At 72.7% G+C, this 21,643-nt stretch carries 18 protein-coding genes; 6 read left to right on the forward strand and 12 right to left on the reverse strand.

Translation table 11 applies throughout. The features are described from left to right. Nucleotides 1–112 precede the first annotated feature (112 nt). The 3 genes from OG948_RS04870 to OG948_RS04880 form a co-directional block, all read right to left on the reverse strand. Nucleotides 113–2,653, reverse strand: coding sequence for an FtsX-like permease family protein (locus OG948_RS04870; protein WP_406294111.1), 2,541 nt, complete (start codon nt 2,651–2,653; stop codon nt 113–115). A gap of 6 nt (nt 2,654–2,659) precedes the next feature. Beyond that, nucleotides 2,660–3,439 carry an ABC transporter ATP-binding protein gene (locus tag OG948_RS04875; protein WP_406294113.1) on the reverse strand — a complete coding sequence of 260 codons (780 nt, stop codon included), beginning with the start codon at nt 3,437–3,439 and terminating at the stop codon, nt 2,660–2,662. Nucleotides 3,440–3,610: 171 nt separating this feature from the next. Continuing rightward, a complete protein-coding gene (locus OG948_RS04880; RefSeq protein ID WP_406294115.1) occupies nt 3,611–4,282 on the reverse strand; it encodes a DUF2269 family protein in 672 nt (223 codons plus the stop codon). Between the two features lie 317 nt (nt 4,283–4,599). Between OG948_RS04880 and OG948_RS04885 the strand changes: the two genes are divergently transcribed. Further along, on the forward strand, nt 4,600–5,985 hold the full coding sequence (locus OG948_RS04885) for a sensor histidine kinase (protein WP_406294117.1): 1,386 nt from the start codon (nt 4,600–4,602) through the stop codon (nt 5,983–5,985). Next, complete coding sequence (locus OG948_RS04890) at nt 5,982–6,656, forward strand: response regulator (RefSeq protein ID WP_395872295.1); 675 nt, start codon at nt 5,982–5,984, stop codon at nt 6,654–6,656. Before OG948_RS04885 ends, OG948_RS04890 begins: the two co-directional genes overlap by 4 nt. 108 nt (nt 6,657–6,764) lie before the next feature. On the opposite strand, the gene OG948_RS04895 is transcribed toward OG948_RS04890, so the two are convergent. From OG948_RS04895 to OG948_RS04905, 3 genes are all read right to left on the reverse strand, one after another. Beyond that, a complete protein-coding gene (locus OG948_RS04895) occupies nt 6,765–9,299 on the reverse strand; it encodes an ABC transporter permease (protein ID WP_406294119.1) in 2,535 nt (844 codons plus the stop codon). Beyond that, the gene (locus OG948_RS04900) at nt 9,299–10,132 is read right to left on the reverse strand and encodes an ABC transporter ATP-binding protein (RefSeq protein WP_395872291.1); all 834 of its coding nucleotides are present in this window, start codon (nt 10,130–10,132) and stop codon (nt 9,299–9,301) included. Before OG948_RS04900 ends, OG948_RS04895 begins: the two co-directional genes overlap by 1 nt. 125 nt (nt 10,133–10,257) lie before the next feature. Further along, a complete protein-coding gene (locus OG948_RS04905) occupies nt 10,258–11,724 on the reverse strand; it encodes an MFS transporter (protein ID WP_406294121.1) in 1,467 nt (488 codons plus the stop codon). A 257-nt stretch (nt 11,725–11,981) separates the two neighbouring features. Here OG948_RS04905 and OG948_RS04910 point away from each other — a divergent pair, with 257 nt between their 5' ends. Together OG948_RS04910 and OG948_RS04915 are read left to right on the forward strand one after the other, a co-directional pair. Further along, entirely contained in the window at nt 11,982–12,473 is a 492-nt protein-coding gene (locus tag OG948_RS04910; protein ID WP_406294122.1) for a hypothetical protein, read from the forward strand. Between the two features lie 288 nt (nt 12,474–12,761). Then, nucleotides 12,762–13,844 carry an aminotransferase class V-fold PLP-dependent enzyme gene (locus OG948_RS04915; RefSeq protein WP_406294123.1) on the forward strand — a complete coding sequence of 361 codons (1,083 nt, stop codon included), beginning with the start codon at nt 12,762–12,764 and terminating at the stop codon, nt 13,842–13,844. Between the two features lie 140 nt (nt 13,845–13,984). Here OG948_RS04915 and OG948_RS04920 read toward each other — a convergent pair whose 3' ends face one another. Beyond that, nucleotides 13,985–14,926, reverse strand: a complete 942-nt coding sequence (locus tag OG948_RS04920) for a TIGR03620 family F420-dependent LLM class oxidoreductase (protein WP_406294125.1) — start codon at nt 14,924–14,926, stop codon at nt 13,985–13,987. A 174-nt stretch (nt 14,927–15,100) separates the two neighbouring features. On the opposite strand from OG948_RS04920, the gene OG948_RS04925 reads away from it, so the two are divergent. Continuing rightward, complete coding sequence (locus tag OG948_RS04925) at nt 15,101–15,976, forward strand: AIM24 family protein (RefSeq protein ID WP_406294127.1); 876 nt, start codon at nt 15,101–15,103, stop codon at nt 15,974–15,976. A 48-nt stretch (nt 15,977–16,024) separates the two neighbouring features. On the opposite strand, the gene OG948_RS04930 is transcribed toward OG948_RS04925, so the two are convergent. The 3 genes from OG948_RS04930 to OG948_RS04940 form a co-directional block, all read right to left on the reverse strand. After that, a complete protein-coding gene (locus OG948_RS04930) occupies nt 16,025–16,885 on the reverse strand; it encodes a thioesterase family protein (RefSeq protein ID WP_406294129.1) in 861 nt (286 codons plus the stop codon). A 120-nt stretch (nt 16,886–17,005) separates the two neighbouring features. Then, nucleotides 17,006–17,440, reverse strand: a complete 435-nt coding sequence (locus OG948_RS04935; RefSeq protein WP_406294130.1) for a proteasome activator — start codon at nt 17,438–17,440, stop codon at nt 17,006–17,008. Nucleotides 17,441–17,485: 45 nt separating this feature from the next. After that, nucleotides 17,486–17,803, reverse strand: a complete 318-nt coding sequence (locus OG948_RS04940; protein ID WP_406294131.1) for a hypothetical protein — start codon at nt 17,801–17,803, stop codon at nt 17,486–17,488. A gap of 416 nt (nt 17,804–18,219) precedes the next feature. On the opposite strand from OG948_RS04940, the gene OG948_RS04945 reads away from it, so the two are divergent. Continuing rightward, entirely contained in the window at nt 18,220–18,825 is a 606-nt protein-coding gene (locus OG948_RS04945) for a PadR family transcriptional regulator (protein ID WP_395872274.1), read from the forward strand. 147 nt (nt 18,826–18,972) lie between these two features. Here the strand turns inward: OG948_RS04945 and OG948_RS04950 are convergent, their stop codons facing one another. Together OG948_RS04950 and OG948_RS04955 are read right to left on the reverse strand one after the other, a co-directional pair. Next, nucleotides 18,973–20,328: an SDR family NAD(P)-dependent oxidoreductase gene (locus OG948_RS04950; protein WP_406294133.1), complete on the reverse strand. Its 1,356-nt coding sequence runs from the start codon at nt 20,326–20,328 to the stop codon at nt 18,973–18,975. A gap of 296 nt (nt 20,329–20,624) precedes the next feature. Next, complete coding sequence (locus OG948_RS04955; protein WP_406294135.1) at nt 20,625–21,599, reverse strand: ketopantoate reductase family protein; 975 nt, start codon at nt 21,597–21,599, stop codon at nt 20,625–20,627. Nucleotides 21,600–21,643 lie beyond the last annotated feature (44 nt).

The following is a 21,643-nucleotide window of genomic DNA, read 5'->3' on the forward strand; positions in this document are numbered from 1 at the left end:
CTCGCCCGACCGGCACTTGAGCCAATCCAGCCCGGCCGGCGCTTGAGGCCGACCCAGCCAACCCAACCCCAGGCGCCGACCAAGCAACCGCGCTTGAGGCCAACCGCGAAACCTACTCGGTCGCGATCGAGCGCAAGACCGGCAACCGCGCAGCCCGCGCAGCGGGCCTCGCCCCGGCGGCCAACCCACCGATCGCGCCAACCCCCACCAGCACAGCCAATTGCACCGTGGGCACGGAGAAGGGAAGCGCCGCCCCCGTGTTCGCCCCGCCGATCGCCCGAATCGCCACCCAGCCCAGGAACAGACCCACCACGAGCCCGGCCACCGCCCCGATCACCGCGACCAGCGTGGACTCCCAACGCAGCGCCGACCGCACCTGCGCCCGCGCGGCCCCGATCGCCCGCAACAACCCCAGCTCACGGGTGCGTTCGTAGGCGGCCAGGGACAGCGTGTTCGCGATCCCGCCGAGCGCGATCACCAACGCGAGCGCGAGCAGCACGTAGACCACCGCGACCAGCGTCTGCAACATCGCGGCGCGCGCGGCCACGAACCCCTCACGGTCGCGCACCGGCGGCGCGCCGTAGTCCTTCGCCAACCGCCGCACCTCGGCCTTGACCGCGTCGGTCGAGGCACCGGGCGCCAGCCGCAACACCGTCGCCGCGTCCAGCGCCGCGTCCGCGTGCGGCTCCCAGGCGAGCCGATCGATCAGGTAGTCGCCGACCACGGCCGTGCGGTCGTACAACCCGGTGACCGTGAACGTCTGTCGCGCACCGTCCGGGAAGGTGACCTCCGCGGTCGAACCGAGCCGCCAACCGCGGTCCTTCGCGGCGTCCTGGGACACCGCCATGCCGTTCGCGCCGAGCCCGGTCACCCGACCGTCACGCACGTCGAGATCGAACAGCCGGTCCAGCCGGGCCGAGTCCACGGCCAACAACTGCCGGCCGTGCCCGTCCACGAGCGCGCCCGCGTCGCGAATCCCGGTCGCCGCCTCGACCCCGGGCAACTCGGTCGCCCTGCTCGTGAGTTCGGGACTGTGCCCGCCGCCGGCCCAACCGCCCGGCGAGGATCCGCCGATCACCAGTTGGCCGGCGATCACCTTCCGGGTCTGCTCGCCGGCGCCCTCCTTGAGCGAGGCCGCGAACACGGCGAACAGCGTGACGATGGCGATCCCGAGCAACATCGCGGTGGCCGCGCCGGCCGTCCGGCGCGGACTGCGCAGCAGGTTGCCCCGGGCCAACGCACCGGGTGCGCCGCGCAGTCGCGGCAGCGGTGCGGTGAGCGGTCCGCCGGCCGCCCGAATGCCCGCCGGGGCGACCAGCAGGACACCCGCGAGCAGCGCCGGGGCCGCGATCGCCAGACCCACCAGGCCGCCGCCGACGATGCCCACGCCGAGGCCGGCCGCCAGCAGCACCAAGCCCGCGATCAACCGGCGCCGAGGCAGTTCGACGCGCTCCGCGCCCGCTCCGCGCAGCGCGGTCACCGGCGCCACCCGCGAGCCGCGCACCGCCGGCACCAGGGCCGCGAACGCCGTCACCACGATGCCCACCGGCAACACCGTCAACGCGGTGGTCGCCTTGAACGTCAGCCCGCGGGCCGGCAGTTCGAAGCCGAGTCCGGCGAAGAGTTCCTTGAGGCCGGCGGCGAGTCCGAGCCCGGCCGCGAGGCCGAGTGCGGACGCCACCACACCGATCACGACGGCCTCGATCAGCGCCTGTCGCAGCACCTGGCCGCGGCTCGCGCCCAGGGCCCGCATCAGCGCCACCTCCCGGGTGCGCTGCGCGGCGACCACGGAGAACGTGTGGTTGATCGAGAAGGCCGCGACGACCAGCGCGATCGCGGCGAAGACGGTCAGGAAGGTGCGGAAGACGCTCAGGAAGCCGTCCTCCACGGCGGACACCGCCTCGCCGGTGGCCACATTGCCGGACACCGCCTGGACGTCGGCGGGCAGCGCCCGCTGGATCCGCGCGGCCAATTCCTTCTGGTCGGTGCCGGCCGCCGCGCGCACCGCGATCGTGCCGACCTTGCCGGGATCGCGCAGCACGTGCTGCCGCGCGCCCTCGAGGTCGAACGCCGTGTAGGAGCCGCCGCCGAAGGCGTCCAGGTCACCGAAGGTGGCCACGCCCACGATGGTGACCGGGACCGGTCCCGGGGTCAGCACGGTGATCCGGTCGCCGGGCGCGAGGTGCCCCTGTTTGGCGGTGGCCCGGTCGATCACCACCTCGTCGGGCGCCGCCGGCGCCCGGCCGGCGGCCAGACGATAGGGCGTCAGGGCCGGGTCGGGCACCCAGTTGCCCGCCATCCGCGGACCGTTGCCGGTGAGCGCCTTGCCGTCCTTGCCGACCACCTGGCCGTAGCCCTGGATCACCGGCTCGGCGCCCGCGACGCCGGGCACCGCCCGGACCCGGTCCACCAGAGCCGCGTCGATGCCGCCGCGCTGGGTGCCCGGGTCGTCGGTCACCGAGGTCGCGTTGCGCACCACCACGTCGGTACCGGCGCCGCTGTCCCGGATCAGCCCGCCGATGGAGGAGTTCATCGTGTCGGCGAGCACCAGCGCGCCGGAGAGGAAGGCCGTGCCGAGCAGCACCGCCAGGGCGAGTCCCACGAGCCGGCGTTTGCGGGCCCACAGGTTGGCGAGCGAGAGACGAATCAGCATCGCGGGTCACTCCCCTCGGGCGCCGGCACCGGCGGCGACGCGGTCGAACGCCTTCATCCGGTCGAGCACCCGATCCGGAGTGGGCTTCTGCATGTGGTCCGCGATCCGGCCGTCGGCCAGGAAGACCACGCTGTCCGCGTAGCCGGCGGCGACCGGATCGTGGGTGACCATCAGCACGGTCTGGTCGAGTTCGTCCACCGCGTCGCGCAGCAGCGTGAGCACCTCGGCGCCGGAGCGCGAGTCGAGGTTGCCGGTCGGCTCGTCGGCCATCACGATCTCCGGTCGGCCGACCAGCGCCCGGGCCACCGCGACCCGCTGCTGCTGCCCACCGGAGAGCTCGCCGGGCCGGTGGTGCAGTCGCCGATCCAACTCGACCGCCGCGACCACCCGGTCCAGCCAGGCCTGGTCCGCCTTGCGGCCGGCCAGCGACGCGGGCAGCACGATGTTCTCCAGCGCGGTCATCGTGGGCAACAGGTTGAACGCCTGGAAGACGAACCCGATCCGGTCCCGGCGCAGCCGGGTGAGCTGCCGGTCGGTCAGCGAACCCAGTTCGGTGTCGCCGAGGAAGACCGCGCCGTCGGTGACCTCGTCGAGTCCGGCCAGGCAGTGCAGCAGGGTGGACTTGCCGGAGCCCGAGGGGCCCATCACGGCGGTGAACCGGCCGCGTGGGAAGCCGATGCCGACGTCGTCCAAAGCGCGCACGGTGGTGTCCCCGTCGCCGTGCACCCGCGAGACGCGTTCGGCGCGCGCCGCATAGGAGTTGGTGGGGTCGATGCTCGTGGTCATGACGATCCTTGTCGGAGAGAGGACGGACGTGCGGGACGGGACGAGTGCCATGGACCGGGCTCGCGGATCGGTACTGCGAACCGGGATCGCGGACCGGTCGGACCGGCGCTCCGGACCGGCGCTCCGGGCCGGTTGCTCCGAGCCGAAGCCGGGCGGCCCTACGGACCGGTGCTACGCGACCGGATTGCGAACCGGTGCCGAGGACCGGCGCCCGGGCGTGGATCGGCCCACGCCGACGGATTCGCGAGCGTCGGCCGCCTCGCCGGTCGGGTCGGGCGCGGTCGAGCGATCGCCCGGGGCGTTCTCGGCGCGGCGGCGCGCCCGGGGCCGGCCTCGGCCGCGGTCGCCCGAGGGCTTGAACACGGACAGCGCCGTCGAGACGATCAGCGCGACCAGTTGGAAGATCACCACGACCAGGTGCCAGGTCTGCAACGGCGGCAGCGCGTCCGCGTTCCCATCGGACGCGGAGGCGGCGATCAGCCGGTGTGCGAACTGGCTCACCACGGCGGCGCCGGTCACGATCACCGCGATCAGCAGCACGATCTTGACCTTGATCCACAGGTGTTGCCACAGCCCCCACGGCGTGTACAGGCACAGCAGCACGCCGGTGATCAGGGACAACACGGCGAACGGGATGCCGCCCGCCAGCGCGAAGATGCGCATGAGTTGATACGCGCCGTGGCGCAGGGCCGGGTCGTCGGTCGACCGGGCCACGATGCCGATCAGCAGCATGACCCACTCGACACCCAGGAGACCGACCGCGAACACGACGTGCCCGGAGTTGACCGCCCTGCGGACGGACCTCGGGAAGCGCCGGTTCCCGGTCGTCGGGGACGCGTTCACAGTGACCTCCTGGAAGTGGTGCGGGACGCGGACGCGGGGTCGGGCGAAGGGCCCGGGCCGCGGCGGCGAGGTGCGGAAACCGGGTTCGTTCCGGGGCCTCGTCGACAAGGTCAACTCTCGCGATTCGCGCCCCGGCCGGCGTCCGGCCCGGGGATGCACCGGGCCTGCTGCCGGGGCAGGTCGAAGGGCCCGTCGACCGGCGTCTTGCTGCTCCCGGTGGAGCAGCCGACAGCGCTTCGTCTGCTCCACCGGGAGCAGCCGACAAGCCCACGCGCAGCCGACGCGCGACGCCGCCCGCTCCCCCTACCGTTGATCACATGACGAGCCCCTCGAATCCCCCGACCCGGCGCCCGGGCTCGCGGCCCGGATCACCGTGGTCGCGGGTTTCCCGCCCCGGCGCGCGCTGGCTCGAGCACCTCCTCGGCCCGGTCCCCCGCGTGGTGCGCGACGTCGCGCTCGCGCTGCTTGTGTGTGTGATGCAACTGGCCGCGACGACCTTCGCGGCCCACCGCCAGCCGGACGCGCCACGGGATCTGGACGTGTGGGGCCTGCTGCTGATCGCGCTCGGCCCGCTGGCCCTGGTCGTGCGCCGCCGTCACCCGGCGGGCGTGCTCCTGGTGGCGGTCGGCTCGGCACTGCTCTATACGTCGCTCGACTATCCGCGCGGCCCGATCTTCCTGGCGATGATCATCGCGCTGTGGAGCGCGTTCGCCGCCGGTCTACGCCTCCTGTCGTATGTGGTCCTCGTGCTGGGCTACACCGGCTTCGTCTGGATCTCGCCGCTGTTGACCTCGGAGGCCACGCCCGATCTCGCGCCCGCGTTGGGCATCGCCGCGTGGCTGCTGGTGCTCGCGGGCATCGGCGAGATGGTCCGGCTGCGCCGGGCCTTCAACGCCGCCGAGGCGCAGCGGGCCCGCGTGCAGTCGCTCGGCCTGGCCGAGGCCGAGCGGCGCCGGGCGGGCGACGAACGGCTGCGGATCGCCCGCGAGTTGCACGACGTGCTCGCACATCACATCTCGCTGATGAACGTGCAGGCGTCGGTGGGCCTGGAGTTGATGGACTCGTCGCCCGAGCAGGCCCGCGAGGCGCTGACCGCGGTCAAGTACGCGAGCCGCGAGGCACTGGGCGAACTGCGCTCGGTGCTGGACATCCTCAAGGGCGACTCGGTGGACCGCTCTGGTCCGGACGGCGCCCCACGCGCGCCCACCGCGGGCCTGGACCGGCTGGACGAGCTGGTCGCGCGTACGTCCGCCGGTGGGCTGACCGTCCGGGTCGAGCGCTCGGGCACCGCGCGCCCGTTGACCTCGGCGGTGGACCTGGCGGCGTATCGGATCGTGCAGGAGGCGCTGACCAACACCCTGCGGCACGCCGCGGCGAGCGAGGCCGTGGTGGGTGTGACCTACGGGGAGACCGGGTTGGAGCTGTCGGTCCGGGACAACGGCCGCGGCGTGCGGCCCGAGTCGAGGTCGGATCCCGCCGACGCGCTGGTCTCCGGCGGCAACGGGCTGCACGGCATGCGCCAGCGGGCCGCCGCACTCGGTGGCCGCTGTGTCGCGGGGCCGGTTCCCGGGCGCGGCTTCCACGTTCAGGCGCACCTCCCCTACGGTGATCGCGCCGACGGGCATGATGGCGGCGGACATCCGCCGACCGGATCGGCGGCGACCGCCGGCGGTCCGGCGCAGCCCATCGAGGGGGACGCATGATCAGGTTGGTGCTGGCCGACGACCAGGCGCTGGTGCGTGCGGGCTTTCGAGCCCTGCTGGCCGCGCAGCCGGACATGGAGGTCGTGGGCGAGGCGGGCGAGGGCGGCGAGGCGGTCCGACTCACCGGCGAACTGCGCCCCGACGTCGTGCTGATGGACATCCGGATGCCGGGCATGGACGGTCTGGAGGCGGCCCGGGTGATCGCGGCGGACCCGGCGCTGACCGACGTCCGGGTGATCATCCTGACCACGTTCGACCTGGACGAGTACGTCTTCGAGGCGCTGCGCAACGGTGCGAGCGGCTTCCTGGTCAAGGACACCGAACCGGCCGAACTCCTGCGCGGAGTACGGGTGGTCGCGGCGGGCGACGCGTTGTTGTCGCCGAACGTGACCCGCCGGTTGATCGAGGAGTACGCGGCCGGCGCCTCCCGCCCGACCGCCGCGCCGGCCGCCGAACTGGCCCTGCTCACCGAGCGCGAGCGGGAGATCGTCGGGCTGGTCGGTCGCGGCCTGTCCAACGACGAGATCGCCGAGCACCTGGTGCTCAGTCCGCTCACCGCGAAGACCCACGTCAGCCGCGCGATGACCAAGCTGTCCGTGCGCGACCGGGCCCAACTGGTGGTCTTCGCCTACGAGACCGGCCTGGTCACCCCGGGCCGCACCTCCCCATGACCGGCCGGCGCGAGTCGCCGACGCCGACGCGGGCATCGACGCCACACCGACGCGAGCGCCGGGCGGGCCGATTCCGGCCCATCCGGCGCTCGCGGTGCACGGACCGCGCTATTCCTTGGCGCCGACCGCGTCGATCGGAGCCAACCGCAGCAGCCGGCGGGCCACCGGGGCCACCGTCAGCGGGGCCAGCAGGAGGGCGGCCGCACTGATCGCCAGGCACAGCGGCAGCGGGACGTACGGGGTCGAGGTGTCGAACGAGCCCTTGTTGAACGGCACCAGGGTGGCCATCGCCACCGACATGCCCAGCCCCAGTCCGATCGCACCGACCATGATCGCCTCGCGCCGCAGCACCGCCCGAACCTGGCCGTGGGTGCTGCCGATCATCCGCATCAGGCCCAACTCCCGATTCCGGGCCGCCGTGGTGACCGCCATCGTGTTGATCGCGGCTATCGTCGCGAAGCCCGCGAGGATGACCAACATGATGTAGTTCAGCCACTTGTTGGTTTCGCGGTCCTTGTCCACCTGGGTCGCGTACGCGGCGCGGTCCTGTACCGACGCTCCCGGGTGACGCTGCGTCAGACCGGTCAGCGCCGCGTCCGCGGCCCGCGTGTCCGCGCCGGGGACGAATCGCACCAGCAGCCGGGTGTCCAGCGCCGTCTCCACGTGTGTCTCGACCGCGGCCCGCGGCAGCGTCACACCGGCGGTGCCCAGGCCGCGATCGTAGATCGCCACCACGACCGGGTCGATCGCGGTACCGTCCCCGAGCCACATCGAGACCGGCTTGCCGACCTTGCCGTGCAGCGCCGACGCCACCTCGCGGTCCAACGCGACCGCTCCGCCCGCCGGTTGCGGCGCACCGGGTCGCAGCGCGTCGGTGCTGCCCTCGCGCACCCCCAGATCCAGCGTGCTCGCCAGATCCTGCGCGGTGCCCCCGATGCCCTGCGCGCTCTGCTTCTGCAGGCCGCCGTCCCGGACCACCACGACCGCGGTGTTCAGCACCGACGTCACCGAAGCGACACCGGGCGTGCCGGCCACCTTGGCGGTGGTCTGCGGAATGAAGCCCGGCCCGGCCAGCACCCGATCGGCGGTGACCGCGTCCCGGGACTGCACGCTCGCGTGGTGATCCTCGGCCGCGAACATGAAGCTCAGCGTGGCCGCGAAGGCGACCGCCAGCGCGATCGGGGTGATCGCCGACGCGAGTCGCCGCGAATTGGCCCGGGCGTTGTCGAAGGCGAGTTGTCCGGTGGTGCCGAACAAGCTCCCGACCCACCCGAACACCGAGACGCACACGTGCGCCAGGATCGGGCCGAGCAGTCCGATCGCGAGCATGAACAGCATGATCACGCCGCCGGCCGCGGCGATCGCGTCGTCACCGGTCGCGTTCAGCGCGATCCGGGTCACCGCGATTCCGCCGCCGAGCGCACCGAGACCGAGCACCAGCCGGATCCAGCCGACGAAGACCCGCTCGACAGCGGCGTCGCCCAGGGCCTCGGTCGGCTTGATCTTCGCGCTGCGCCGCGCCGCGAGCAGCCCCGCGCCCAGCGCGGTCAGCGTCCCCGCCCCGACCGCCACGACCATCGGGATCCAGCCCACCGACAGCGTGACGCCGTGCGCGACCAGGCCCCGGTCGTCCATGGCGGCGAACCACCAGCGGGCCAGCAGCGTGCCGGGCAGCACCCCGACGACGCCCGCCACCAGGGACACCAGACCGGTCTCGGTGGCGATCATCCGGCGGATCTGCCACGGCGTGGCACCCACCGCGCGCAGCAGCGCGATGTCACGCCGGCGCTGCCCCACCGACAGCGCGGTGGCGCCGGCGACCACGAAGATCGCCACCATGAGCACGATGCCGCCCAGCGTGCCGCCGATCGCGGTGAACATCTCCTTGGTGTTCCCGAAGTCGGTGTACTCGGCCGCCCCGCGGTCGTCCCCGGTGGACACCTTGGCACCGGTGCCCGTCAGCGCGGCCCGCACGTCCCGGGCGACCTTGCCGGTGTCCGCGCCGGCCGCCGGAAGCACGCCGATCGCGGTGACCGTGCCGGGATGCCCGGCCAACCGCTGCGCGTCCGCGTCGGGCACGTACAGGTGCGCGCCCCGACCCGGCAGCACGCCGCTCACCCGCAGCGCCACCTCACCGCCGGGCGTGGTCAACCGCACCGTGTCGCCGACCTTGGCCGAACCGGCGGCGGCGGTGGTCAACACGACCTCACCGGCGCGCGGCGCGGTGCCCTCGCGGGTACCGGCCAGCGGCGCCGAGGACCACCCGTGCCCGTCCACCACGGCCCGTTCGGTCTGCGCCGGGAAGGTCACATCGGGGATCACCGAGCCCACCCCCGGCACGGCCGCGATCCGCCCGGCGAGCCCGGCGTCGAGCCGGGTCCGCTCGGGCAGCGGGGCCGACTCGGTGTACGTGCCCTCCCCCTTGCCCAACCGCTTGCTCACGTCGTTGGGCCCGCTGACCAGGACCGGCGTGTCGGCGTAGCGCTCGGGGGTGGCGTGCGCGCGGATCCCGCTCTCCATGAACACGCCGCACATCGTGACCAGCATCGCGGCGAACAGCAGCGCGACGAACGAGCCCGCGAAGGACGCGGGCCGAAAGCGCACCGAGGTGCGCGCGAGACCGTTGGGTCGAAGCAACGACATCAGGCGGCCCATCCCTGCCGTGCGTTCACCTGGGACAGGTCGACCATCCGGGCGGCGATCGCCTCGGGGGTGGGCCGGTACAGCTCGCCCGCGAGGTTGCCCTCGGCCAGGAAGACCACCCGGTCCGCGTAGGAGGCGGCGACCGGGTCGTGGGTGACCATCACGATGGTGGCGCCGGTCTCGTCCACGGCCCGGCGCAGCAGCGAGAGCACCTCGGCGGCGGTGGTGGTGTCCAGCGCGCCGGTGGGCTCGTCCGCGAAGAGCACGTCGGGTCGGGTGACCAGGGCCCGGGCGATCGCCACGCGCTGCTGTTGGCCGCCGGACAGTTGCGCCGGCCGACGGCCGGAGTGCCGGTCGAGGCCGACCATCGCGAGCACCTCGGCGGCCCGGCGCCGGTCGGCGCGCACGCCCGCCAACCGCAGCGGCAGCAGCACGTTCTTCTCGACCGTGAGCGAGGGCAGCAGGTTGAACGCCTGGAAGACGAAGCCGAGTCGGGTCCGGCGCAGCCGGGTGAGCTCGTTCTCCTTCATCGCGGTCAGGTCGTCGGTGCCCAGGAGCACCCGGCCGCCGTCCGGCCGGTCCAGACCGGCGGCGCAGTGCAGGAAGGTGCTCTTGCCGGACCCGGACGGGCCCATCACGGCGGTGAAGGTACCCCGGGGGATCGCCAGGTCGATGCCGCGCAGCGCGTGCACGGCCGACTCACCCTTGCCGTACGCCTTGGTCACCGCGTCCAGCCGGACCGCGCAGTCGACCGACGCGGGCGCCGCGTACCGCGGCGAGTTCGCGGCATCCCGCTTCGCCTGTCGTGTACCGCGACCGCCTCGCCCGAACATGGTGCCTCCTGTGACCCGTAACGCCTGTCGAAACCAACAGGTTCGACGCTACGGATCGGCGCCCCTTCGGCACGAGGGTGCGACCACGCGGATCGGGGGTGGGGACAACCCCACCCCCGCGATGCTCAGGCGACGGGACGGGCGCCCGCCTTGGCCCGGCTGGGTACCACGAAGGTGACCCCGAGTGCGACGAGCGCGGCCGCGGCGGCGCAGATGAAGGTCAGCACGAAACCGCGTTCGGCGGGCAGTCCGCCGGGGCCGGGATTGGCGGTGAGCAGCGTCGTGGAGATCGCGCTCGCACAGGACATGCCGACGGTGCGGGCGATCGTGTTGATGCCCGTAGCGATGCCGGTCTGCTCGACCGGGACCGCGCCGACGATGAGGTTGGCCATCGCCGACATGGCGAGCCCGATGCCGATGCCGAAGACGAACATCGCGAGCAGGATGTGCCAGCCGCTGGTGTGCAGGACGGCCAGGAACGCGAAGCCGGCGGCCATCAGCACGCAGCCGGCGACCATCGCCATCTTCGAGCCGAAGCGCTTGTCGATCACGCCCGCCATCGGGCCGATCAACAACATCGCGAAGGCCTGCGGGAGCACGTACAGACCGGACACGGTCACCGTCGTGCCGAAGCCGTAGCCGGTGCTCTCCGGCATCTGGAGGAAGCGCGGGACGAGCAGCATGCCCGCCATCATCGAGAAACCGACGAGCAGGCCGCCGAGGTTGGTCGCCCACACCCCGCGCAGCCGCATCACCCGCATGTCCACGAGCGGTTCGTCCGCGCGCGACTCGGCGAGCACCCACAGGCCGAGGAAGACGATGCCGCCCGCGAACAGGCCGATGGTGTTCACCGAACCCCAGCCCCAGGACTCGCCCTTGCTCAGCGCGAGCAGTACGCCGACCAGGCCGAGCGACATCAGCGCGCCGCCGAGCCAGTGGATTCGTGCCTTGACCCGGACCGGCGATTCGGGGATCAGGAACCACGACGCGATCGCGGTGACCAGGCAGGTCACCATCGGGATCCAGAACAGCCAGTGGTAGGACAGGTGGTCCATGATCGGGCCGGTGACCACGATGCCTATGCCGCCGCCGATGCCCATGATCGCCGACATCAGGCCGATCGCCCCGGCCCGGCGCTCCGGCGGGAACTCGTCGCGCACGATGCCGAAGGAGAGCGGGAAGACCGCGCCGCCGAAGCCCTGGATCACCCGGCCGATGATCATCAGGCCGACCGAGTCGGCCAGCGCGCAGACCAGCGAACCGACCGCGAGCATGCCGATGGTGAACACGAACAGGCGCTTCTTGCCGTACATGTCGCCCAGCCGCCCGAGGATGGGCGTGGTCACCGAGGCGCACAGCAGGTAGCCGGTCATCAACCACGAGGTCGCGTCGGCGCTCGCGCCGATCTCGGTCTGGATCTGCGGGAGGGCCGGCGCCAGCATCGACTGGAGCAGCGAGTAGGTCAGCGCACCCATGATCAGGACGAGCAGGACGAACCCGGTCCGGCTCACGCCTGCGGGCGCGGTCGTGATCGGGGTTCCGGGTGCGGCGGGCGGGACAGTGGCGGACGGCGCCTGCTGCGCGCTCTTCAAGGCTGGTTCCTTACATGTACGGGCCACCGACAGAGGCACACGGTGGGTCCGCGACAGGGTTTTTGGTTGGGTGTACCAACCGACTTTATGCGGCCCCGGAACACGCGATCACCGCCCGGCGGAGCACCGGGGGTAAATTCCCTGTAAGTATTTGGTGCGCAAGAGCCGGAAATCCTCCAAATATCGGGCAAATCCCAAGGTGCGATTCTGTGCCAAGATCGATCTGACGCATCGTCACTTCCTGGGAGGGCAACCCCGTGGCGGATCGAGAACCCGAACTGCGCATCACCCACATCTCCGAGACCCCGTGGCACGAGGTCAAGGCCCAGTCGCACGGCGGCCGGCGCACGTCGGTCTGGGAGAAGTTCCTGGAATGGTCCCCCGAGCGGTTGGTCATCTACGCCCGCTACGACGCGGGTGTCGTGGTCGAACGGCACGGCCACATGTCCGAGCACTACGTCTTCGTCGTGGCCGGCGAGGTCCTGATCGGCGACCGCCCGTGCCCCACCGGCACCCACATCACCCTCGAACAGGGCGCCGCGTTCGGCCCCCTGATCGCCGGCCCCGAGGGAGCGACCCTGTACGAGATCATGTGCGGCGACCCCCGGGCCGTCCCCGCCGACCGCGCGGGCTTCGAACGGCTGTGTGCCGAGCGCGACATCACCCCGCTCCCCAACCCGCCGGTCCCCTGGCCGGATTGGTTGTCCCCGCGCACCGACAGCGACGTCGAGGACGGCACGAGCCGGTAGGCGGAGACGACGAGGCCGAGGCCGGCACGACACGCCGGCCCGGCCCGGCGGGCACGCCACGAGGCCCGGCCGGTACGCCACGAGGCACTGCGGGCACGGCACGAGACCGGCGGGCACGGACCGGGGGACGGCGCGGCGAGCGCCCCGGCCGAACCCGTCCCGCCGGGCCGAGCCGCGACGCGCGCGAGCCACAACGACGCCGAACCGCGACCCGGCCGCGCCGAAAGCAGGCCACCGGCAACGAGGTGGCCCTATTCCCGGGATCCACCGGTTGCCTAGCCTCGGCCCATGGACTCGAAACCGGACCACCCCACGGCGAACCCCCATCCCGACGCGGACCCCGGTCGCGCGCTCTCGAACTGGAGCACCGACCCCGGTTGGCTGAACACCGCGAGCAGTGGCCTGCCGCCGGACGTCGCCTACGAGGCGCTGACCCGGGCCCAGGAGACCTGGCGGCGCGGACGCACCGACATGGACGGGTTCCACGCGGCCGGCGAGCGGGCCCGGGCCACCTTCGGACGGATCGTCGGCGCGCCGGCCGAGACGATCATGGCGGGCAACACCACCTCCGGCCTGCTCGCCCCGTTCGCCGCCGGGCTCCCGGTCGGCGGGCGGCTCGTGGTGCCCGAGGTCGAGTTCACCTCGAACCTGTTCCCGTGGCTGGTCCAGGAGGCCCGGGGCGTCGAGGTGGTCACGGTGCCGCCGGCCAAGCTCGTCGACGCGATCGACGAGCGCACCACGGCCGTCGCGTTCAGCCTGGTCCAGTCCGCCGACGGCTCGATCGCCGCCGAGGCGGACATCGTCGCGGCGGCCCGCGCGTACGGCGCGAGCGTGTACGTGGACGGCACACAGGCCTGCGGTTGGTTGCCGCTGGACGCGACGCGCTACGACCTGTTCGTGGTCAGCGCCTACAAGTGGCTGATGGCACCGCGCGGCACGGCCTACGGCTACGTCGCACCGGAGTTGGCCGCGCGTACCCTCCCGCACGCCGCGAACTGGTACGCCGGAGCCGCCGACGGCGACCCCTACTACGGCCCGCCGTTGCGCCTGACCGACACCGCGCGCCGATTCGACACCTCGCCGGCCTGGTTCTGCCAGGTGGGCGCCGACCCCGCGCTCGACCTGGTCGAGCGGATCGGCGTCGAGCACATCCACGCCCACGACGTGGCCCTGGCCAACCGCTTCCTGGCCGGCCTGGGCCTGCCCCTCGGCGACAGCGCGATCGTCGCGATCGACATCCCCGACGCCAAGGAGCGCCTGGAGGCCGCCGACATCCGGTTCTCGGCCCGCGCCGGCCGCACCCGACTGGCCTTCCACGTGTACAACACCGACGCCGACGTCGACGCCGCCGTCACCGCGCTCACCTCCTGAGCCGGCCGAGACCGACCCGATGCCGCCCCGGCGGCGTCCACCCGCCCGTCACCGAGCCGCCGACCGACGAACGGGCGGACGCGGCACCGGGCACCGGGACACCGCCCGGTGCCCGACCGAACCGACCGGACTCCGCGCCCTTACAGCAGCACCGCCGCCAGCGACCGCCAATCCGCCGCCGGGGCCGCGTCGAACGTCTCGCCCAGGACCTGCACGCAGACGTGGTCGGCGCCGGCGGCGAAGTGCGCGTCGACCGCCGCGCGGATCGCCGACTCGTCGCCCGACGCCACGAGCCGATCCACCATGCGCTCGCTGCCGCCGTCGGCGAGGTCCTCCTCGGTCAGGCCCAGTCGCAGCCAGTTGCGGCGGTAGTTGGGCAGCGTCGCGTACGTCCGCAGATGCTCGCGGCCCCGGCGCAGCGCGGTCTCCCGGTCCGTGGTCGGCACGACCGCCTGCTCCACCGCGAGCAGCCGATCCGGACCCAGCGCCGCGCGCGCCTCGGCGGTGTGTTCGGGCGTGACCAGATACGTGTGTGCTCCCTCGGACCGCTCGCGCGCGAGGTCCAGCATCTTCGGGCCGAGCGCCGCGAGCACGCGGGCCGGGCGCGGGCCGTCGCCGCCGGGCGCGAGGTACAGGGCGGAGTCCATCGCGTCCAGGTACTCGCGCATGTGCGCGAGCGGCTTCTCGTACCTGTGCCCACCCGGCCGCAGCCCCTCGACCAGCCCGCTGTGGCTGATCCCGAGACCGGTCAGGAACCGCTCGGGGTACGCCTCGTGCACGGTGCGCGCCGCCGCGTTGGCCGCCATCGCGTCCCGGGCCCACACGTTGGCGATGCCGGTCGCGGCGGCGATGCGCGGCGCGGCGCCCAGGACGAGCATCGCCTGGGTGAACGCCTCACGGCCCACCGTCTCGCCCCACCACAGCGCGCCGTAGCCGAGTTCGTCGAGTTCGGCCACGGTCTCCCGCAGCCGCGACACGGGCATGAAGTCGAGCGCGGCGGTCCACAGCCCGATCCGGCCCAGGTCGGGAACGGACCGCGCCGCGGTCGGTTCGGGTGTCGCCGGCGGTGTCGGTGTGGTCATGGCACGCTCTCCCGAGATCTCTGTAACGCCGTAACAGGAGCTGTCTCCCGCACCATACCGGTCGACATGGGTCACCCTTGGTTCCGAGGGAACCATCGACACGGAATCATGGTCTGGTCACACGAACCACTTGCCAACCGCGCCCACGCCGTTGCCGGATCCGTCGGAGACCTCGTGCAGAGTCCACTGTTCAACCACACGGTGAGCCAGTCCGCCGAGCGTTACAGCCTGCAGAACGCGCACATGTTGCGGGTGCTGCTGAGCCCCGAGGTGGGCACCGAGGTACTGGCCCGCAAGGGCGCGATGGTGGCCTATCAGGGCAACGTGCAGTTCGAGGGGGCGTTCCAGACCGCCGCCGAGATCCGCACCGGCGCGCTGACCGGCGACATGTTGGACCTGATGCGCTGCCACGGACACGGCACGGTCTATCTCGCCAATCAGGCGCAGAGCATCCACATCCTGAACCTGCACAACGAGGCGCTGATCGTCGAGGACGAGAACGTCCTGGCCCTGGACGGCACGCTGAACTGGAGCGTCGTACAGATCGACGCCGGCTACAACGTGGGCGGCATGGGCGCCTATTCGATGCAGATCGGCGGCACCGGAAAGATCGTCATCACCACGTCCGGCGCGCCGCTGGTACTGCGCGCCTCCAACGACCGCGAGGTGTTCGCGGACGCCGACGCGGTGATCGCCTGGACCGCCGGCCTCCAGACCAGCCTGCAGGCGCAGACCACGTCGCAGCGCATCTGGCGCCGCCGCCGACAGACCGGCGAGGGCTGGACGATGGCCTTCATCGGCGAGGGCTACGTGGTGGTCCAGCCCAGCGAGATCCTGCCCGCGAACCTGACCGCGACCGAGAACAACCGCCACTTCGGCATGGGTCGGGACGGCTTCCAGAACAACACCTGGGCCGCCCCCGGCGGCCCACACGGCACCCCGCCGCCCCCACAGCCGGGCCCGTACGGCCCGCCCGGCCCCCAGGGCCCGTACGGTCCTCCTCCGCCCGGCCCCTACGGTCCCCCCGGACCGTACGGACCGCCACGCTGACCCCCGCGACCGGCCGCGCGCCGACCACGGATCCGCGAGCCGGCCGGACTACCGCTGCCGTGTGCGCGGTACGCGTGCCAACTGCCGGGACTGGGCGACCAGTCGGCCCGTCGAGTCCCAGACCTCGCCGTCCTCCTCGAGGTAGCCGCCCGCCAGATTGCGGGTGGCCAGCGCCACCCGCAGCCACCCCGGCGCCGGCCTGGCCCGGACATGCACGGTCAACTCCACCGTGGGCACCCACCCGCGCACGCCGAGGTCGAACGCGGTCGGCACGAGCGAGTCCACCGCGAGCAACAGCGCCAACGGATCGGGGTCGCGGCCGTCCGCGAGCCGCCACCAGGCGCGGATCTCCCCGCGCCCGGACGGCCGCCCGGTCGACCAGCCGGCGGTCGCCGGGTCGAGCAGTTGCTCGCTGCGGTCCATGAACGTGCTGCGCCGAAAGGGCGCCGCGCCGGCGGCGCTCGCCGCGCACTCCTCGGGCGAGGGCAGCGCCGGCGGCCGGGCACTCGTCCGCACCTCCGGGTCCAGCGCGGCCAGGTCGCCGTAGGAGGCGGCCACGTGCACCCGAACCTCGCCGTCCTGCACGATCCGCGCGGTGCCGGTGCTCAGCGTGCGCCCGGTACGCAGGACCTCCGTGCGTACCTCGGCGGGCCCCGGGTGTGACGTGGTCAGGTAGTGCGCGGTGATCGTGAACGGATCGGGGTGCGGCAGTGTCGCACCGAGCGCGCGGCCGGCGAGGGCGAGCAGGTATCCGCCGTTGAGGCCCATCCCGAACGCCCAGTCCGGCGAGAGCGTGGTGTCGTACACGCCCGGCGCGTCCGGACGCGCGACGCACGTGGTGTCCCGGTCGAGTTCGTAGTCGGGCGCGGCGCCGGGCGGCCCGGTCTCGGCGGATGCCTGCTCGGTCATGGCGGCGACTCCAGGGGCGACTGACGGGAAAGCGACTGACGGGCAAACAGCTTGGCACAGTCACATATCCCGGCCGCCGCCCCACCTCACCGAGGCCGGGCCGAAGTCACCAACCCACCCTCACAGGTACGAGCCGTCCTCCTCCGCGCCCCCGCCCAGGAAAGCGTGCGGCGGACCCACCTCGGCGTTCTGCCGCAACATCAGGGTCAACCGGATGCCGCCCCACAGCCCTTCCAGCCAGCCGATCAACTGCGCCTGCACTATCCGCAGTTCCGCGCCGCTGGGCGCACCCACTCCGGCGAACGGCCCGGTGAGGCGCTCCAGCTCCTCGTACAAATCGGGCGCGAGCGAGCGGCGCAGCTCGGGCAGTGAGCGCTCGTAGACGGCGCGCACCCGGCTTCGGCCGGGCTCGTCGAGCGGTGCGTCGCGCAGCTCCTCCAACAGGTGGCGGATCATCTCGGCGACGCGCATCACGCGATCGGGGGCCGGGACCAATTCGCCGAGCGGGCGTTGATCGTCCCCTTCGTGGGTGGTGGTGACAGTCGGATCAACCATGGGCCGCGCCTACCCCGCGCCGGAGGCCGAAAACGCCGGCCGGGTTCAACCGCGCATCCGCGACACGGGCGGAACGGGTGGCTCGGCGCCCCCCGCGTCGCACCCTCGCGACGACTGCGGGTGTTCGTCGGGAACCGGGTGCGCACGCGCCGTATCGGTGTCGGCCGGCTGCTCCGGCACCGGGCGATCGCCCACCGGTACCGGCCCGACCGCCGCCTCCACCGGCGGCGCCGGCGCGCCGGCCGCCCGCGCGTCGGCGTTCCGCTCCACACGCGCCCGCGCCTTGGCGGCTCGCAGCACCACGATCACGCACGCGAGGAACACCAGGTATGCGGCCACCCCCACCACCAGCCAGGTCCACACAGCCCTCTCCCCACGCCAGTCGATCACCAAGAGCTATCAACCGAAATCTACCCGTAAGCGAGGCTCGCCCAACGCATCTGGTGCGTCCGCCTCGTGCGGGTTCCGTGGAGAACCTGCGAAGGCCCGCCGCCGCATCGGCCGATTCGCCGGCGAACCGACCCGCCGAGCGCCCGACGAAACCCCACGCCCCGGAAGGACGTCCGGGGCCGGCACCGAGTTCCCCGCCTCGACCCGCCCGAATCCGCCCTCGGCTGGCCTGTCGCTCGAGCCGCATCCTGCCCCGCCGGGACGACCGCACACCGGATGCTTGCGAAAGACTCACTCCCGATATATCGTTGAAGCATCGCGAACGATCGCGATACACACAGAAGATCGAACGGCGGCTCGACGAGTCGCCTCATCACAAGGAGAAACCCATGCACCGCAGTAAAGGACGCCTCCAGTGGGGCGCAGAAGGACAGAACCGCCCGGCCTTCGGACCGTGGGGCCCGCCCGGCCCCGGCCCGTGGGGACGCGGGCACGGCCACGGTGGACGTGGCGGACCGGAGGGGCGCGGCCGAGGCCGTGGGCGCGGTCGCGCCCGGCGCGGCGACGTACGGGCCTCGATCCTGGCCCTGCTCACCGAACGGCCCATGCACGGCTACGAGATGATCCAGGAGATCGGCGAGCGCACCGGCGGGGTGTGGAAGCCCAGCCCCGGTTCGGTCTACCCCACCCTCCAACTGCTGGAGGACGAGGGCGTGATCGAGGGCGTCGAGGGCAGCGGCCGCAAGCTGTTCACCCTCACCGACGCCGGGCGCGAGGAAGCCGCCGCGCTTCCCGAGGGCACCAAGCCCTGGGACGAGGCCAGCCAGGGCGTCGACTTCGAGGCGGTCCACGACCTGCGCTCGGCGATGCACGGCATCGGCGACGCACTGCGCCAGCTCATGATGAACGGCACCGAGGCGCAGCGGGCCAAGGCCCTGGAGGTCGTCACGGACACCCGCAAGCGGCTCTACCTGATCCTGGCCGAAGCCGACTGATGTGGGTCGCCCGGATCGCCGATCACCGCTTGCGGCTCGGAGCGCCCGTTCCGCCCCGCAAGCAGGTCCCCCGCAGGACGTCCCGGTAGTCGAACCCGACTGCCGGGGCGCCCTCCGGTCACCCCCGTCACCGATCGCGCCCGCGGATCACCAGGGCGCGACCCGATAGTCCTTGAGGAAGCACCCGAACACCGGCTCCCCCCGCTCCCCGCGCACGATGGGGTCGTACACCCGGGCCGCGCCGTCGACGATGTCCAACGGCGTGCGGAACCCGGTCGCGGCCACCCGCGCCTTGTCGGGATGCGGCTTCTCGTCGGTGATCCAGCCGGTGTCGACGCTGGTCAGGTACACCCCGTGACCGGCCAGATCCTCGGCGCTGGTCCGGGTGAGCATGTTCAACGCGGCCTTGGCCATATTGGTGTGCGGATGCCCGGGCGCCTTGTACGCGCGCCCGAACCGACCCTCCACCGCCGACACGTTGACGATGTAGCGCCGCCGGCACGCGGCCCGGCGCAGCAGCGGCAACAATCGGCTCACCAGCACGAACGGCGCGGTCACGTTGACGAGTTGCACTTCGAGCAGTTCCACCGGATCCACCTCGTCGACCCGCTTGGACCAGGAGTTGACCGGCGCCCGGTCCGGGAGCAGCCCCGCCGCGTCCGGCTCGAGCCGGGCCGGCGCCGATCCGGGCGCCGTCGAGGTCGCGTCCCACTGGTCGGCGGGCGACCGGTCGAGCGCGAACTCGAACGCGCCCGCCCCGAGCGCGGCCCGCTCGGCGGCGAGCAGCGGCCCGTACGCCGACGCGGGTCGACGGATGGTCTGCGCCGCGTTGTTGACCAGGATGTCCAGCGGGCGTCCCTCGGCGACCAGCCGATCGCACCACGCGACCAGCCCGCCGAGGTCGCGCAGGTCGATCGCGTGCACGTGCAGCCGATGCGCCCACACGTCGTGGTCGGGCGCGGCGGCGAACCGCTCGTGCGTGTCGTGCGGGAAGCGCGACGTCACGATCACCTCCGCGCCGTCGCGCAGGAGTTTGAGCACCAGCTCGTAACCGATCTTCACCCGTCCGCCGGTGACCAGGGCCAGCCGCCCGGTGAGGTCGGCGCGGGCGTGGCGCCGCTGCCGGTTCTCCACCGCGCACGGTGGGCACAGCCGGTGATAGAAGCCGTCCACCCGCCGGTACGGCCGCTTGCAGATGTAGCAGCGCAGGCCCATCTCCACCACGCCGACACACGTGGGCAGCCCGGTGTCGTCCAGCGGGAGGTCCTCGACCCGGTCGGCGGCGCCCAGCGCGGTGCGCTCGGTCACCTCGGTGCGCTCCGCGCGCCGCAGCGCGCGCCGCTCGGCCCGGCGGCGATGTCGTCCCGAGCGAACGAACGACACGAGCACCTGCTCGATCCGGCGCCGCTCGGGTGCGTCCGGCGGGAGGTCGGACATCGCGCCGAGCACGGCGAGACAGTCCTCGAGGGACGGTGGGACGGGCAGTGTGTCCGAGTCGGTCATGGGGTCCCCCCGAGGGACTTGCGGCGGATCCGGCGACCGGCCCTATGGCTCCGCGGGATCCGCGAAGCGGGCGTCGCCGGGGCGCGTCGGCGACTCTCCCATGGGCTCGCTCCCTCCGCGGGCGGATCCTGGGCCGATGTCGCCGAAGCGGCGGATCGACGCGTCGGCGGTTCACCGACGGACCGTCACATTAGCGAGGCGGCACCGGACCGGTCACCGGCTTTTCGCTCTCTCCAGGGCGCGTCCCAGCGGCCTGGCCGGGCCGCGCCACGTGCGGACGGCGCCCCGGGCGGACCTCAACCTCGTCCGTCCACCACCGCGCGCAGCAGGTCGAGTTCGGATACCGAGCCGGGCTCGCCGCCGATGGCGACCAATCGATTCGCCGCGCGTTGCAGTTCGGCGTTGACCGGGGTCGGCACGCCGTGCAGGCGGCCGATCCGGACGATCTCGCCGTTGAGGTAGTCGGTCTCGATGCCGCCGGTGTGCCGGTACAGGCTCTGCCAGGACGAGCCGCCGGGCCGCCGCTCCCCACCCACCGGGCGTACCTGCACAAGGGGGCTGACCGGCGCGAACTCGGCGTGGATCCCGGCCGAGAAGAGCACCGTGCGCGCCTCGTCCATCGCGAGTCGGTCCAGATTTCCGCCGCGCGCGTTCGGGCCGCACAGCGCCTCGACCGCGTTGCCCAGGTTGGTCACCAGCTTGCCGTACTTGTACGCGGTGATGTCCGGGTACACCTCGGAGCCGTAGCCGGCGCCCGACAGGACACGTGACACCTGGGCCGCGAACGCGTCCCGGCCGTGCGGGTACCGGCCGATGTCCAGGACTCCGGTCACCGGCGACGAGTACGCGCGCACGACGCCGGGTTCGAGGTAGGCGGACGGGCACGCGACCAGGACGCCGTACACGTTCGCGAACAGGCGCAGCGCGGCGTCCTCGTTGGCCACGCCGTTCTGCGCGCACAGGATCGGCACCCGTGAGTCGGCGTAGCGGGCCAACTCGCGCAGCGCGCCGACGGTGTCGTGGGACTTGACGCACAGCACCACCGCGTCCACCTCGGCCCAGTCCACCAGGGAATCCAGCGTCGCGATGTCGGTCACCGCGGCGAGGCGCACCACGTCCTCGCCGTCGGGGGTCAGGACCCGCAGTCCGTGGGCGCTGATCGCGTCGACGTGCGCGCGCCGACCGACCAGGTGTACGTCGTGCCCCGACTGCGCGAGGCGAGCGCCGAGGATGCCGCCGATTGCCCCGGCCCCCAGAACTACAAATCGCATGGCCGATCCCTCCCCGACGCGAGAGCCCATCCAAACACGTCAGG

The sequence above is a fragment of the Embleya sp. NBC_00888 genome, from assembly GCF_045207655.1.
GTDB lineage: Bacteria > Actinomycetota > Actinomycetes > Streptomycetales > Streptomycetaceae > Embleya.